At 50.1% G+C, this 14184-nt stretch carries 11 protein-coding genes; 9 read left to right on the top strand and 2 right to left on the bottom strand.

Annotated features, from left to right (window positions below; all coding sequences use genetic code 11):
• Window positions 1-208 precede the first annotated feature (208 nt).
• A complete protein-coding gene (locus GmarT_RS29205) occupies window positions 209-1075 on the bottom strand; it encodes a HEAT repeat domain-containing protein (RefSeq protein WP_002644954.1) in 867 nt (288 codons plus the stop codon).
• A 173-nt stretch (window positions 1076-1248) separates the two neighbouring features.
• On the opposite strand from GmarT_RS29205, the gene GmarT_RS29200 reads away from it, so the two are divergent.
• The 7 genes from GmarT_RS29200 to GmarT_RS29170 all read left to right on the top strand — a co-directional run bounded on the left by GmarT_RS29200 (window position 1249) and on the right by GmarT_RS29170 (window position 10478).
• On the top strand, window positions 1249-2472 hold the full coding sequence (locus tag GmarT_RS29200; RefSeq protein ID WP_002644955.1) for a protein-L-isoaspartate(D-aspartate) O-methyltransferase: 1224 nt from the start codon (window positions 1249-1251) through the stop codon (window positions 2470-2472).
• A gap of 288 nt (window positions 2473-2760) precedes the next feature.
• Window positions 2761-3837, top strand: coding sequence for a CAF17-like 4Fe-4S cluster assembly/insertion protein YgfZ (ygfZ, locus tag GmarT_RS29195; protein ID WP_002644956.1), 1077 nt, complete (start codon window positions 2761-2763; stop codon window positions 3835-3837).
• 98 nt (window positions 3838-3935) lie between these two features.
• A complete protein-coding gene (locus GmarT_RS29190; RefSeq protein WP_002644957.1) occupies window positions 3936-5273 on the top strand; it encodes a hypothetical protein in 1338 nt (445 codons plus the stop codon).
• Between the two features lie 246 nt (window positions 5274-5519).
• Window positions 5520-6752: an LL-diaminopimelate aminotransferase gene (locus GmarT_RS29185; RefSeq protein ID WP_002644958.1), complete on the top strand. Its 1233-nt coding sequence runs from the start codon at window positions 5520-5522 to the stop codon at window positions 6750-6752.
• 351 nt (window positions 6753-7103) lie between these two features.
• Window positions 7104-7820, top strand: a complete 717-nt coding sequence (bamJ, locus tag GmarT_RS29180; RefSeq protein WP_002644959.1) for a BamJ family beta-barrel-assembly machinery protein — start codon at window positions 7104-7106, stop codon at window positions 7818-7820.
• 275 nt (window positions 7821-8095) lie between these two features.
• A complete protein-coding gene (locus tag GmarT_RS29175) occupies window positions 8096-9262 on the top strand; it encodes a hypothetical protein (RefSeq protein ID WP_002644960.1) in 1167 nt (388 codons plus the stop codon).
• Window positions 9263-9437: 175 nt separating this feature from the next.
• On the top strand, window positions 9438-10478 hold the full coding sequence (locus GmarT_RS29170; RefSeq protein ID WP_002644961.1) for a ThiF family adenylyltransferase: 1041 nt from the start codon (window positions 9438-9440) through the stop codon (window positions 10476-10478).
• A 6-nt stretch (window positions 10479-10484) separates the two neighbouring features.
• On the opposite strand, the gene GmarT_RS29165 is transcribed toward GmarT_RS29170, so the two are convergent.
• Complete coding sequence (locus GmarT_RS29165) at window positions 10485-12008, bottom strand: alpha/beta hydrolase-fold protein (protein WP_002644962.1); 1524 nt, start codon at window positions 12006-12008, stop codon at window positions 10485-10487.
• 117 nt (window positions 12009-12125) lie between these two features.
• Here GmarT_RS29165 and GmarT_RS29160 point away from each other — a divergent pair, with 117 nt between their 5' ends.
• Entirely contained in the window at window positions 12126-12359 is a 234-nt protein-coding gene (locus GmarT_RS29160; protein ID WP_002644963.1) for a SlyX family protein, read from the top strand.
• A 234-nt stretch (window positions 12360-12593) separates the two neighbouring features.
• On the top strand, window positions 12594-14075 hold the full coding sequence (locus tag GmarT_RS29155; protein ID WP_002644965.1) for a sulfatase family protein: 1482 nt from the start codon (window positions 12594-12596) through the stop codon (window positions 14073-14075).
• The last annotated feature ends 109 nt before the right edge of the window (window positions 14076-14184 follow it).

The raw sequence follows: 14184 nt of genomic DNA, 5'->3' as shown, positions 1-14184 counted from the left end.
GCCCCTCTCTGCCAGTAAAAGTAGTTCACGCAATTTGTTAGTCAAACAGAATTGCGCAAGAACTCAGGAAAAGGCTGTTCTCCGATATGTTTCGGAATGCGCAGGAGGTCTGGACAGGCATTTAACCGTTAAAATTGCTACAGGCAGAACGGAAGTGTAGCGTAGCTGCAGGTCGGCAGAGCAGTTGTGAGGTGCTGGCGAGACCGAATTATTTTTTCAGGCTCTGCTCGATCTGAGATTTAGAAGAGAGCGCCGCCTCGCGCAGGACTTCACTGGTATCAGTGTCGTCGATGAGAGTCTGCAATTCTGTCAGAGTGGCTTTGGCAGGATCTCCCATCTGGCCGATGACTTTGATGGCCGCTAATTGAACCTCCGGATCTGAATCGTTGAGCGCGGTTTTAATAGCCTTCAATCGGTCTTCTGACGGCGATTCCAGATTTCCCAGGGCGTAGATGGCAGTGAGTCGGGTATTGGGATCGGGGTGTTCCGTCAGGCTGATCAGTACGGGAATGGCTTTCTCACGATATTCAGGAAAATGCGTGAGTGTTGAGGCAGCATTGACCTGTGTAAACGGAGATGCGTCCTGCAGGGCTGTCTCCAGAACCGGGGCGGCCTCTTTCGCTTCCGGACCCAGACTGGCCAGATACATGCTGGCCAGTTCTCTGGCACCAGGATCGGGGTGTGACATGGCTGCTTTTAAAGTCGGGACGGCTGTCTTGCCAAATGCGATCAGTTTTTTATCAGCCTGCATCCATTCATCGGGATCAGGTTCCGTGCGAATCGACAACAGCGTTTCAAATACGGCTTTGACTTCTGCCTGGGGATCGGCGGGTTCAGCGGCGGACGCGGTCGGCTTTTCCGTCTGCTCTGTTGACGCTGTCGCCGAAGCGGTCTGATTTTTTTCCACTGGAACGGGAGCCGGTCGCTGATTATCAGAAGTGGTGGAGCTACCACAGCCCTTCAAAGAGAAGGTACACAAAACCAGGCTCATGACGAACACAACTCGAAACACTTGCATCTGACTGGAATCCATCCATTGAATATTTCTACTTAAATCCTGATAGATGCGAATCATAGCGAATTCCCTGATCTGTGTGGATAGAAATTAAAGAATCCGGTTTCAATCTGTTGAAACACCACTGATATCGGAAAATCGCCATTAACGTAAGTCCCCCCCAAGTGCTATAATTTCTGCTGATTCCTGTTTAAATTGATCTATTTCAATCACAGACTGCATCGAGGTTTCTCATGAGGCAGCTTATATTCCTGACCGCGTACCTGGTAACCGGTTTCTCATTTTTTGTGACTCCCACCCCTGTTTTTTCACAAAGCAGTGCTTACTTTCGAAATCAGCGGAATGACATGGTGACCCGCTATATTGAGGGAGAGGGAATCAAGAACCCGCGTGTTCTCTCATCGATGAGGCAGGTCCCCCGACATGAATTTGTCAGTTCGAATCTGAAGCATCTGGCCTACCAGGATCTGGCGTTACCGATCGGCTATAAGCAGACGATCTCGCCTCCTTATGTGGTCGCATATATGACAGAAACGATTGATCCTCAGCCGGATGACAAAGTGCTGGAGATTGGTACCGGAAGTGGATTTCAGGCGGCGGTGCTTTCTGCTCTGGTGAAAGACGTTTATACCATCGAGATTGTCGAAGGACTGGGAAAAAAAGCCGCCGTTCGACTGAAAAAACTCGATTATGACAATGTGCATACGCGAATCGGTGATGGATATCTGGGCTGGCCGGAAGAAGCACCCTTTGACAAAATCATCGTGACGTGTTCGCCGGAAAAAGTTCCTCAGCCTTTAATTGATCAGTTAAAAGAGGGCGGAATGCTGCTGATCCCACTGGGAGAACGCTATCAGCAGGTGTTCCATCTGTTTCAAAAAGAAAAGGGAGAGCTCAAGCACAAACGGTTGATTCCGACACTCTTTGTCCCCATGACAGGACGTTCGGAAGAGAAGCGGGAAGTCAAACCTGATCCGCTCAAACCGGAAATCGTCAACGGCAGTTTTGAAATCGATGCCAACAATGACCAGAAAGTCGATAACTGGCATTATCAGCGACGGGTGAGCCGGATGACTTCGCAGGCACCGCAGGGGGCCGCTTATCTGCAGTTCGAAAACGAGACCCCCGAACGGCTTTCACAGATCCTGCAGGGAATGGCCATTGATGGATCACATGTTAATTCACTCGAAATCAGCCTGCAGTTGAGTTATCTGAACACAGTTCAGGGAAAACAGTCCTATCAGAAACCAGGTTTAATCATTCACTTCTATGATTCGATTCGACGCAACATAGGACAGGCCTACCTGGGCCCGTGGCTCGGAAGTCGTGGCTGGCACCAGGAAAAGAAAACGATTCCCATTCCACCACAGACACGCGAAGCAGTCATTCAGCTGGGTTTGAATGGCGGAACAGGCATTCTCAATGTGGATGCGCTTAAGATAGAGAAGGTCAACTGACTTTAACAGCCTGAAGACATTGAATTTACAGGCTGAATGGGTCTCAGAAACCGTCAATCCGAGGGAGGTTTTCCATGGAGACTTCGATTACTGCTGAAAGAGTACATCCCAGACCTTGGAAAATAGAGCAGACCTTCTAGAATACTGCTGTGATTCACATCATGAATGGGACGAATTTCTATTGCGGTAAACGACTCTTCTTAATTTCGTCTTATATCGATGTGAAACGTCCTGCCTTTACCAGAGATCTACAATCCCACCTAATCATTGCGACCATTCGGAAAACAAATGTCATTACGTCAGTTTCAAGTTCAACAACAATCATCTGGGGCCGTTTTTGAGCATCCAGAGGAAAACTATCCTCTGGCGTCTCATTTTGGCTCTCCTGAAAAAGAGTATCAGGCTGCCCGGAAATCGGCAGCGGTTTTTGACTTGAGCAATCGGGATCAGATTGAATTATCAGGTACAGACCGACTCAAATTTCTGCATAATTTTTGTACGAACGATATTAAAGGTTTGCAGCCAAATCAGGGATGCGAAGCATTTGTAACAAATGTCCAGAGTCGAATTCTGGGACATATCAATGCGTTTCATCATGGAGATTCAATCTGGATTGATACGGCGCCAGGACAGGCCGAGGAAATTACCCGTCACCTGGAACGTTATATTATTCTGGAAGATGCCCGCCTGCTTGTTCGGACTCAGGAGTTTGGCAGCCTGTATCTTTCAGGTCCAGACGCGACAGACATTCTCAAGCAGCTTGATCTTGAAGTGGAGGGGCTGGAAGAGTTTCACCAATTGAGCGTGTCAAACAGCGATGCGAGACTGACTGTGCGGCGCGTTGACTGGTTTGGCCAGCCGGGATATCTCTGCAGTCTGCAGTATGTCAAAATCGGCGAGTTCTGGAACCGTCTGATTGAGTCAGGCGCTGTCCCCGCAGGTCAACAGGTTTTTGACGCACTCAGAATTGAGTCACTGTATCCAATCTATGGTGTCGATCTGTCGGACGCGAATCTGGCTCAGGAAGCAAGCCGCACGGCGCAGTCGATTTCATTTAAAAAAGGCTGTTATCTGGGCCAGGAACCGATTGCGCGAATTGACTCTTTAGGGCACGTCAATAAAGAAATTCGATCCATCGGGCTGGAGGGAGCGTGGGTTCCTCCTGCAGGAGCCAAAGTAATGTTCGCTGGAGACGATGGGCCTGAGGAAGCTGGCACCATTACTTCTGCTGCCAGATCATTTGGAAAATATCCTGTGGTGGCAATGACCGTACTCCGCAAATCAGCGAATGCCCCGGGTACTGAAGTCGAAGTAGTTGCCGATGATCAATCAGCGACGGGAACAGTATTTACAGAGTGGAATTGATCCGACAGATTCGCATTTTCTTGAGAGTTGATTGGTCAGAACGCAGAGAAACCTCAGGACGTGCGGTATAATCTGAATTAAAAACGGCAATTCCATTCATGTTCCGCGAGCCACTGAAATTACAACTGCGAATTCTCCAGATAACCATGGCACTGTTTGCATTGGTGCTGTTGAGTCTGACCTGGAAACTCTGGACGCCGCAAACACTCTTCCCACAGGTTCCCTTATTTTCACGGGTGTCTGAATTACCGCCAGCTGTCGACTGGCTGTCCTTTGCCATCATGGTCCTGACCCTGATCAGTCTCTTCGTGTTGTCGGTAGCATCACTGCTTAAGAAGAAACCCGAGGACGAATCTGCTCCGCGGTTTCAGATGCTTTGCGGTTGTCTGTTTCTGCTCTCATTTCTGTTGGAAGTTGTTTTCGATCAACATCGTCTGCAGCCCTGGGCCTACCAGTTTGCACTGGGGTTGCTGATCCTCACGGTGCTTAAGCCGCCTCGCGCGATTCCATTGTTTCGCCTGTTTGTACTCAGCATTTATTTTTATTCCGCACTCTCCAAATGTGATGCCAGTTTTGTTCAGACACTGGGGCGTCAGTTGGCGGAAGGGCTGTTTTCAGCAGTGGGTATTTCAACGACTTACTGGTCGCCACAGACTTTAAGCTGGATCGCAGCCTCCTTTCCGATCGGAGAATTTCTGATTGCATTCGGGTTATTTTTCCGCCGCACGAGGCAAGTCGCTTTATGGGCGGCCGTGGGAATGCATCTGACGCTGATGCTCGCGATTGGGCCCCTCGGGCTAAATCACTACAAGGGTGTTCTGATCTGGAATGTGTATTTCATTTTTCAGGATCTGATTCTGTTTCATACCTGGTTTCAGAATCAGACGTCTGTTGAGCCTGTGGGCAGACAAGCTGAAGAGCAACTGTCGCCGCCGACATATAGCGGTCTTGAACGAGCCGTGCAAACGCTGATCTGGATTGCATTGCTGGCGCCTCTGCTGGAGCCCACCGGTTATTTCGATCACTGGCCCAGTTGGGGATTGTATGCGAGCCATCATGACCGCGTGGTTCTGTTGATTGACGAAGAAGCAAAGTGGGATCTCCCCCCTGACCTGCAGCCCTTTGTAGATTCTCCCCGGCCCTTAAGTCGCTGGTGTCGTGTGCGCGTCGAACGCTGGTCACTGGCAGATCTGGGGGCACCCCTGTATCCGCAGGCCCGATTTCAACTGGGAGTGGCGATTGCTGTTGGCAAAGCAGTCGAACAGGATTCACCCGGGGATGCGTCGCAACCCCGAATCAGACTGCTGTATGAAAGTGCCGCAGATCGCTGGTCGGGTGAGCGTAAAATCAGAGAATATAACGGCTTATCCCAGATCGAGGCTCTGTCTCAGGAATTCCTGTTGAACGCCACTCCCCGCCCGTTTCCAATGAAGTAACCAGAGAACCTTTTTAATGAAAAGCGGTCTCTCCTGTGTGCGTCGGTTGCAATTCGTCGAGTTTCAAAATACAACGGCTTTCTGAAATGGAAACGAATTCCAGGCTGTCATCCAGCGATTAGAGCGTATCACATTTAGACAGAGTATCTGCCAGGCAATTAGACCCGGTCCAAATGGTTCTGGAGACGCTACAGTAAAACGGGACACAGTCTTACGTTCAGCATTTATCAAGATTCGAGGCGAGAAATGGCTTTTATTAACGATCACTATCTCAAGCTCAAAGCGGGTTACCTGTTTCCGGAAATCGGACGTCGCGTCAATAAATTCTGCGAAGAGAACCCGAATGCCCCCGTCATTAAACTGGGAATCGGAGATGTGACTGAGCCACTGCCGGCTGCGATTCGTGAAGCCATGCATGCTGCCATTGATGAGATGGGTGATGCGGGCAGCTTTCGTGGCTATGGTCCTGAGCAGGGTTATGGATTTCTGCGGGAAGCGATCGCAAAGAACGATTTTCAATCGCGGGGCGTTGATATCTCAGCAGACGAAATCTTTGTCTCTGATGGTTCCAAGTGTGATACCGGAAACATTCTGGACATCTTCGGCGCCAATAACAAAGTCGCTGTGACGGATCCGGTTTATCCTGTCTATGTTGATACGAATGTGATGACTGGCCGCACGGGCGCTGCAGATGAAAGTGGCCGCTATGCTGGTCTGACCTATCTCCCGGTGACCGCCGAAAACAATTTTGTGGCTCCCCTGCCCGAGTCCCCGGTCGACTTGATCTACCTCTGTTATCCCAATAATCCCACGGGAACTGTGGCGACAAAAGAAACCTTGAAACAGTGGGTCGATTATGCCCGGGCCAACGGATCGATCATTCTGTTTGATGCTGCCTACGAAGCATTTATTACCGATCCAGAGATTCCTCATTCCATCTATGAAATCGAGGGTGCTAAAGAAGTGGCGATCGAGTTTCGCAGCTTCAGCAAAAATGCCGGTTTCACAGGAACCCGCTGTGCGTTCACAGTTGTTCCCAAACAACTGAAGGGGACGACTGCCAGTGGAGAGCCGGCAGAGATTCACCCACTCTGGAACCGCCGTCATTGTACGAAGTTCAATGGGGTTTCCTATATCATCCAGAAAGGGGCAGAAGCCGTCTATTCCGAACAGGGCCGGGAGCAGATCCAGGGCCTGATTTCCTTCTATCTGGAAAATGCACGACTTCTTCGCGAAGGGCTGGAATCGGTGGGAATCTCTGTTTATGGCGGCGTCAATGCTCCTTATGTCTGGTTGAAAACACCCGGTGAATCGACCAGTTGGGAATTTTTCGACGAACTGCTGCAGAAAGCTCATCTGGTGGGGACTCCCGGCAGTGGTTTTGGTGCTTCCGGGGAAGGTTATTTCCGGTTAAGTGCTTTCAACACCAGAGATAATATCAACGAAGCGGTTACCCGTTTTCAGAAAGTGGTCAGCTGAGGCTTCCGGACTGTGTCCCACTATGCTGTAGCGTCTCCGGGTCCATTTGGACCGAGTCTAATCGATTGAAAGACGCGATGGTGAAACGGGATGCGCTTCAGCGAGTTTTCTCGGGACAAACTGCAGGAGAAAGCCCTGTTTTCAAGGAGAAGGGTGCTTTATTGTAGACACTTCCCTTGATAGTCTCATATAATCGATACTTTGAAATTGTCAAAGATCCTCTGCGCAAGAGGACGCCATGCAATACATCACCCGCTAATTCGGGGGCAAACGCAGCCAGCCGAATCTCGCCGACTCGTATGGTCTCTCCCGTTTAAACTCGTTTTCATTGTTCACCGAAAGGTTTTTCTTATGTCGAAATGGCATCTCGCTGCCTGTTTATGTATCGCGTCGTTCGGTTTTTCCGCTTCGGCTAATGCACAAAACGAAAAAGCAGCTTCCGGTAAATCAGGTCTCAAAGACCAGAAACAGAAAGTCAGTTATGGAATTGGCTTTAATCTCGGTCAGAACCTGATGCGGGATCAGCTCGATCTGGATCCGCAAGTTCTGGCGAAAGGCATCGTGGATGCCATGACCAAGCAGAAACCCCAGATGACAGAGGATGAAATCCGCGCCACGCTGCTTGCTTTCCAGCAGGAACTGCGTCAGCAGCAGGAAGCCAAGATGAAAAAAGCCCAGGCTGAAAATGTGGCCAAGGGCAAAAAGTTTCTGGAAACCAATGCGAAAAAAGAAGGTGTGAAAACCACCAAGAGCGGACTGCAGTACAAGGTGATCAAATCGGGTAAGGGAAAAACTCCCGGTCCTAAAGACAGTGTTACCACACATTATCGTGGTACTCTGATCGATGGTACTGAGTTCGACAGCTCTTACAAACGCAACGAGCCCGCTACATTTCCTGTCAGTGGCGTGATCAGTGGCTGGACAGAAGCATTACAGCTGATGAAAGAAGGGGATAAATGGCAGCTGTTTATTCCCAGCGATCTGGCCTATGGCGAGCGTGGTTCAGGACCTGATATCGGTCCCAACGAAGTACTGATCTTCGACATCGAACTGCTTAAGGTCAACTGATCTGCATCGACCGATCACTTGATCGGACAGCATCAGACATTCAGCCGACGTGCCTTTGGGTACGTCGGCTTTTTTTATAGACCATCATTTTTACAGACTGCCTGTAGGGATTGCAGGGATTGTCTGGAGTGCGGTGTGCAGTTTTTCATTCCTCTGTGGTGTTTTATCGAAGTCAAAGTTCGTTGAAGTGGTGTTTTGTAAGCTAAGGTTCACGGAGTCTCGCAACAAATTGTGTTGATCTACATACTCCGCCAACTTCAAAAAGTCACTGAGCCATGCCAGATACAAAACAAGATACAGACCAGCTTCTGCAACAGTTTCAAGAGTTACAGGCGCAGCCAACCTGCTCGGAATGTGGTACGTATGAGCCTTGGGGGCTCTCTTCGTGGTGCCCCCAATGTGGTTTCTATCCCAAGCTGGGGAAATGTGTCGGTCAGACTGACATGCAGGGCCAGTCACTGGAACAGCAACCACAGCCTCAGAATATCTGGGAACTGATTCCCGCCTGGGGTTGGGTGTTGGGTGTGGGAACAGTGGCCGCAATCGGTTTGAGTGTGGGCGGGCGTTTTTACTGCGAAGATCCTGGTCAACTCTGTCTGTGGACAATCACCCAGGCGACGGTTGGTCTGATGATGTTTTTAGTCGGTCATTTTATCGCTTATCTGAATGCGGTCTCCCGTTCGGCAGATTTCAGTATCCTGAGTATCATCGTAACGCCATTCAAAATCTGGCGACCCGCGATTCGCCGTTTTCCTCAAGGTGCCTGGAAACTGGATCTGGCTGTCTGGGGGCTGACGCTGGTTGTGGGTGCGTTTGCCATCGTCGGCGGTTTCGAATTCAATTCTCTGTTCAAAGACTGGGGTGTTAAAAAAACAGCCAATGTCAATCTGCTGTCATCAGTCGTTGATCAGTCCAAATCCGCGGATGGTGAAGGTGGCGCAGACAATATCGAAGATGCTTTAAATGACTTTGCCGGTGGTACTGAAGAAGAAGATTCCGCAGCATCAGCTGCCAAAGCAAAAGCCGCTGCCGTTGCTCAGGCTGCAATGCCTGCACCGGAAGAAGAACCCAAACCAGAGCCGGAACCGGTGGCAGAACCTGAAACGGCGCCACGCCTGGAGTCTGACTGTCTGCTCGTCGGCTATTCGGCTCTGCCAAATGGAACCATTGACGCAGTGCTGTTAGCTTCTTCCTATAACAAGCAGCTGGTGTATGCAGGTTATATCCGAGGCAGTGAACTTCCCGAAGACATTCGACTGGAATGGCAGAAACGTCTGCCCCAATTGGAACAGAAACAGCCTTTTGTAAAAACCAGCCAGGTTGCGACCTGGATCAAGCCCAGAATCACTTTGAAAGTGAGTTCTGAAGGCTGGACGGATACGACTCATCGACTGATCAAGCCGCAGTTTGTCTCAGTCCTGCAGGAAATCAGTCTGGATTGAATCAGCACGGAATCCGTAACACAAAAAAGGTCTCGCTGAAGGTATCGGTGAGGCCTTTTTTCCATGTGCGATAGAGGATCTTTTCCGTTCTGAGTCTGGATACCTGTTATCCCAGTGTCCGCCTGCTAAAATAACAGCAGATATTCTTCACTGGAACCAGACGGACAGACAGGCAATGAAACCCGAATTAGAACGTTACAGTCGCCAGGTGCTTTTTTCAGAACTGGGCGAAGCAGGTCAGACGCGTTTAATGCAGAGCAGTGTGCTGTTATGCGGCTGTGGTGCGCTGGGGACCGTTCTGGCAGAAACTCTAGTCAGAGCGGGTGTTGGTCAGATCAAAATCGTGGACCGGGATTTCGTGGAGATCAGTAACCTGCAGCGACAGGTTCTGTTTGATGAGAACGATGTCGCTGCGAAACTTCCCAAAGCGATCGCGGCTGTCGAAAAACTGAAAAAAATCAACAGTGAAGTACAGATTGAGGCTGTCGTAGAAGACATTGACCATACCAACATCCTGAGGCTGGCGGAAAACGTCGATCTGATTCTGGATGGCACGGATAATTTTGAAGTCCGTTACCTGATCAATGATGTCTCACTGGAACTGGGGATTCCCTGGATTTACTGTGGTTGCATCGGTAGTACCGGGCAGACCATGACGATTCTGCCAGGCAAGTCGGCATGTCTGCGGTGCCTGATTGATTCCGCACCCGAACCCGGCAGTACAGAGACCTGTGATACCGCGGGCATTCTGGGTCCAACCGTCAACGTGATTGCGTCGCTGGAAGCCGTCGATGCGATCAAGCTGCTTTCCGGCCAGGTCGAACAGATCAAACCGGTTCTGACGGTCGTCGATGTCTGGGAAGGATCGTTCCGGCAGATGAGTCTTGCCGATCTGAGGGAGAAAGGGGGCTGCAAAGCCTGTCACCAGGGGGAACGAATCTGGCTGAACGGAGAACAGGGGTCCCGTACGACACGTCTTTGTGGTCGCAATGCGGTTCAGGTTTCTCCCGCCGACAAAGGCAAAATTGCGTTTGAAGAACTGGCACTGAAATTACAGAACTCAGGCAGCGTTGACGTGAACCCTTATCTGCTGCGGCTGAATCTGAAAAATCCTGATTATGAAATCAGCCTGTTTCGTGACGGCAGGGCGATCATCAAAGGTACCGATGACCCTGCAGTTGCCAAGACCATCTATGCCCGCTACATCGGCAGTTGAGACATGTTATTCTGCCGGCTGGATTTCAGCCTGGTACTTGAGAAAAGCCTGAACCATTTCTGCGCGGATGCGCAGCATCAATTCACGACTCAATAAATTTGAATGGTCTCTCCCCTGGTGAATCTCCACCACGGCGTCGGCATCGAGTTGTTCCAGCGTCTGCTTGAGCAACTGGGTGGCACCATTCAGGTAGAAGGTGTCCTGGTCTCCCATGAAGACATGAATTTTTCCCGCGAGTTCGGGTGCCAGCTGTTTCCAGTTAGCTTCCAGGATCAGGCGAATATCATATGCTTTCCAGGCATCTGCCACTTCTGCGTTGATTGTGCCGGTTTCCCAGTCGTAGAGCTTCAGCGGTTCTCCGTCAGCACCGCGGGGACTGAACACCGCTTCAAAACTACGGAGCTGTCCGCCATGCCCGAGCACCTGTTCCATTTTCGCGAAAGGTTCGAACCAGAGGATGGGTTGATTTCCTCTGCGGGCGATCGGGCGGGGCTGGTTGTTCGCATCTCGATAGACGTTGCTCCCCGGTTCGTAGATGTTGATCTGCTGGAAGTCGCGAAAATCAACCGGGTCGGGAGCGGTGCTCCAGGTGCCGCCAAAGACAGTGGGATAGGTGACCTGCAGCCAGAGTGACGACCATCCGCCGGAAGAGTGTCCGGTTAAAAATCGCGCGCGTGAATGGGGGATGGCTCGAAATGCTTTTTCCAGCTCTGGTATAAATTCGGTGGTAAACGCTTTTCCGACAGGTCCATTGGTAGCGGAATCAGCAAAGACATGATGCCCCCAGCGACATTGCGGATTGAGAAGTACGCGGATGAATTCAACGCCGCCGACATTTCGTTCTGCAATCGGTGCTTGAGGAAGGCTGCGTAGATGATCGCCGCCAAACCCGGGAATGGAATAGATGACCGGATATTTTCGTTGAGGCTGCTGATAATAACTTTGCGGCAAGATCACGCTGGCTTCCAGGCCTGTCTCCTGACCGTGAAACTGAGACAAAAGAGGAGATCGCATCTGGAAGTATTTGATCCACTGGGTTTCGCTAATCGTTTTTTCCGGCACCAGTTGATCAATGATGAAGGAGGGGATGTTTGCGACCAGGCCGCCGTTCAGCTGATGAGTCTGGCTAAATCCGTTTCCGGGGGCGGTGCCGATTTTGGGATTTGAGTTGTTAAAGCGTGCGACCGCCTGCGCGCGATATCCGGCCAGATCCATTTCTGCTAATGGCTGGGGATATGAGAGTAGTCCTTTGGTTTCAGGTCCCAGCTCGAGCGGTTCGCCTGGCTGCCAGTTGGTCACATCACAGGCAATGAAGGACTCCGGTTGGAACCAGGAAGGTCCCAACCGCGGCTCACGTCCGGATTTGGTAAAAATCAGATAAACGCGGCCCGTGAAAGGCTCAGGATGAATCGATTTCAGGAAACGGACCTGGAAGTGATGTTCGGCTGCTTTGGAATCGTGAGCATCTCCGAAGATGATGACGCAGGCAACTATAAGCAGCAGCAGCGAGTACCGAAATCGTGGATTCATGGGGAATCGGACCTGTCAGGTTGTTTCAAAGTCGAACGCGAGTCAATAAAATCCAGATGGTATTTTAACCCACAAACTGTATAAGAAAAACAGCTTCCCTGAAAGGCGATTTTCACTATGACTGAGAATACTTCCCGTCTGGAAGAACTCATCGCACGTTTAACTCAGGTAGAATCCGTCTTGATGCACCTGCAACACGATGTCGAACAGTTGAATGAAGCTGTACTGCAGCAGAACGCCATCGTGGATACATTGGGAAAGTCTCTCAAACTCCTGGATTCGCGTATGGGAGCGCTGGAAGTGGAAGACGAGGGTCCCGATCCGCTGCAGGACAAACCACCTCATTATTAGACTGTGTGCAGTTTTATAAATGCGTCTCCAGGTCCATTTGAACCGAGTAGATTAGATTGACAGACGCGATAGTTATATGTGATGTATTCCAGTCTGTATTCAGGTCACATCTCTGGCCTCCCCGTTTTTCGCTAAAAACTCTGCCGTGATCAGAGTACAGCTTGAAATGCGAATGGGGATGAATCATGCTTGATATCAACATTGTTACATTTGATATCCTGGAGGGCTGCCATCATGTGCCGGTTATATTCTACTGTCTGCTGTTTCTGTCTGATTCTATTACTGAATTTCAGTTTTACGGAGCAGCTTGCAGCGGCGGATCAGCAGCGTCCCAACGTCGTGATCATTATGACAGACAATCATGGCGAGTGGACCCTGGGTTGCTATGGAAATCAGGATATCAAAACCCCCCACATCGATCAGCTGGCCAAAGAAGGGACCCTGTTCACCCGTGCGTTTGCGAATAACGCCGTCTGTTCGCCGACCAGGGCAAGTTTTCTGACAGGACTGATGCCCTGCCAGCATGGCGTACATTGTTTTCTCAGAACCCGGATTCAAACCGGCCCCGATTCGTTCAATACCCTGGAGGAATTTCAGTCAATTCCCCAGGTACTGCATGATGCCGGTTATGTCTGCGGATTATCAGGGAAATGGCATCTGGGTGATAACCTGTATCCGCAGGAAGGTTTTTCGTATTGGATTACCAAACCGCATGGTGGCAGTGCCGGTTTTTATGATCAGAACGTCATTGAAAACGAGAAAATACGCAAGGAACCAACGTATCTGACTGATCTCTGGACACAACATGGAATCAGGTTTATCAAACAGAATCAGGAGAAGCCCTTTTTTCTGTTCCTGGCTTACAATGGTCCTTACGGTTTAGGTTCGGCGATGAAAGAACCGATTCGCAACCGGTTCAAAGCTGAATATGAAAAAATGACTTTCCCTTCGTTTCCCCGGGAAAAAGCACAGCCCTGGAATTTCAACTACGGAGACTGGATTGGTGACCTGGGGATTATTCGCAAATACGCGGCCGAAGTATCTGCCGTGGATGATGGGGTCGGCCAGATCATGCAGACGCTCAAAGATCTGGGTTTACGTGAAAATACACTGGTAATTTTCACAGCAGACCAGGGATTGTCAGGCGGCCACAGTGGTTACTGGGGCATGGGAGATCACACACGACCGCTGACCGCTTTCGACTGGACCATGACGATCCCGCTTATCTTTTCACAGCCGGGAAAAATTGTCTCCGGAGCACGCCAGGATATGATGGTGGCTAATTACGATGTGTATCCCACGCTGCTGAATTATCTGGGACTTCAGGATAAAATACCTGCGAAGCCCGCAACGCCAGGGCGTAATTTTGCGCCAGTTCTCAAAGGAGAACAGATTCCCTGGGACGAAGTCGTCTTCTACGAATTCGAGAATGTACGTGCCATCCGTACAAAGGACTGGAAGTACATCGAACGGTATCGCGAATCACCGAACGAACTGTATCATCTGGTCACAGATTCACGAGAGCACAGGAACCGGATCGACCAGCCTGCTTCGAAACAGACCAGAAAGGAACTCAAACAGCGACTGGATCAGTTTTTTTCCAAATATGCCGACCCGCAATGGGATATCTGGAAGGGCGGCAAATCCAAGACGATTTTGATGACAAAACAACTCTTTCCTGATTCTTACCTCTATCTCCCCCCCTCAAAGCAATAATTTTTCGGGTCAATTTGTCCACGGGAATTAAATTTGCTCGCATGTGTTCTGTATAGTCGCTATATTCGATACAGACTACATAGATTTCATAGATTGTGCAAATTACCTG

Source organism: Gimesia maris, from assembly GCF_008298035.1.
GTDB lineage: Bacteria > Planctomycetota > Planctomycetia > Planctomycetales > Planctomycetaceae > Gimesia > Gimesia maris.
Note: the sequence above shows the minus strand (reverse complement) of the source record. Positions and strands in the feature narration are given on the sequence as shown.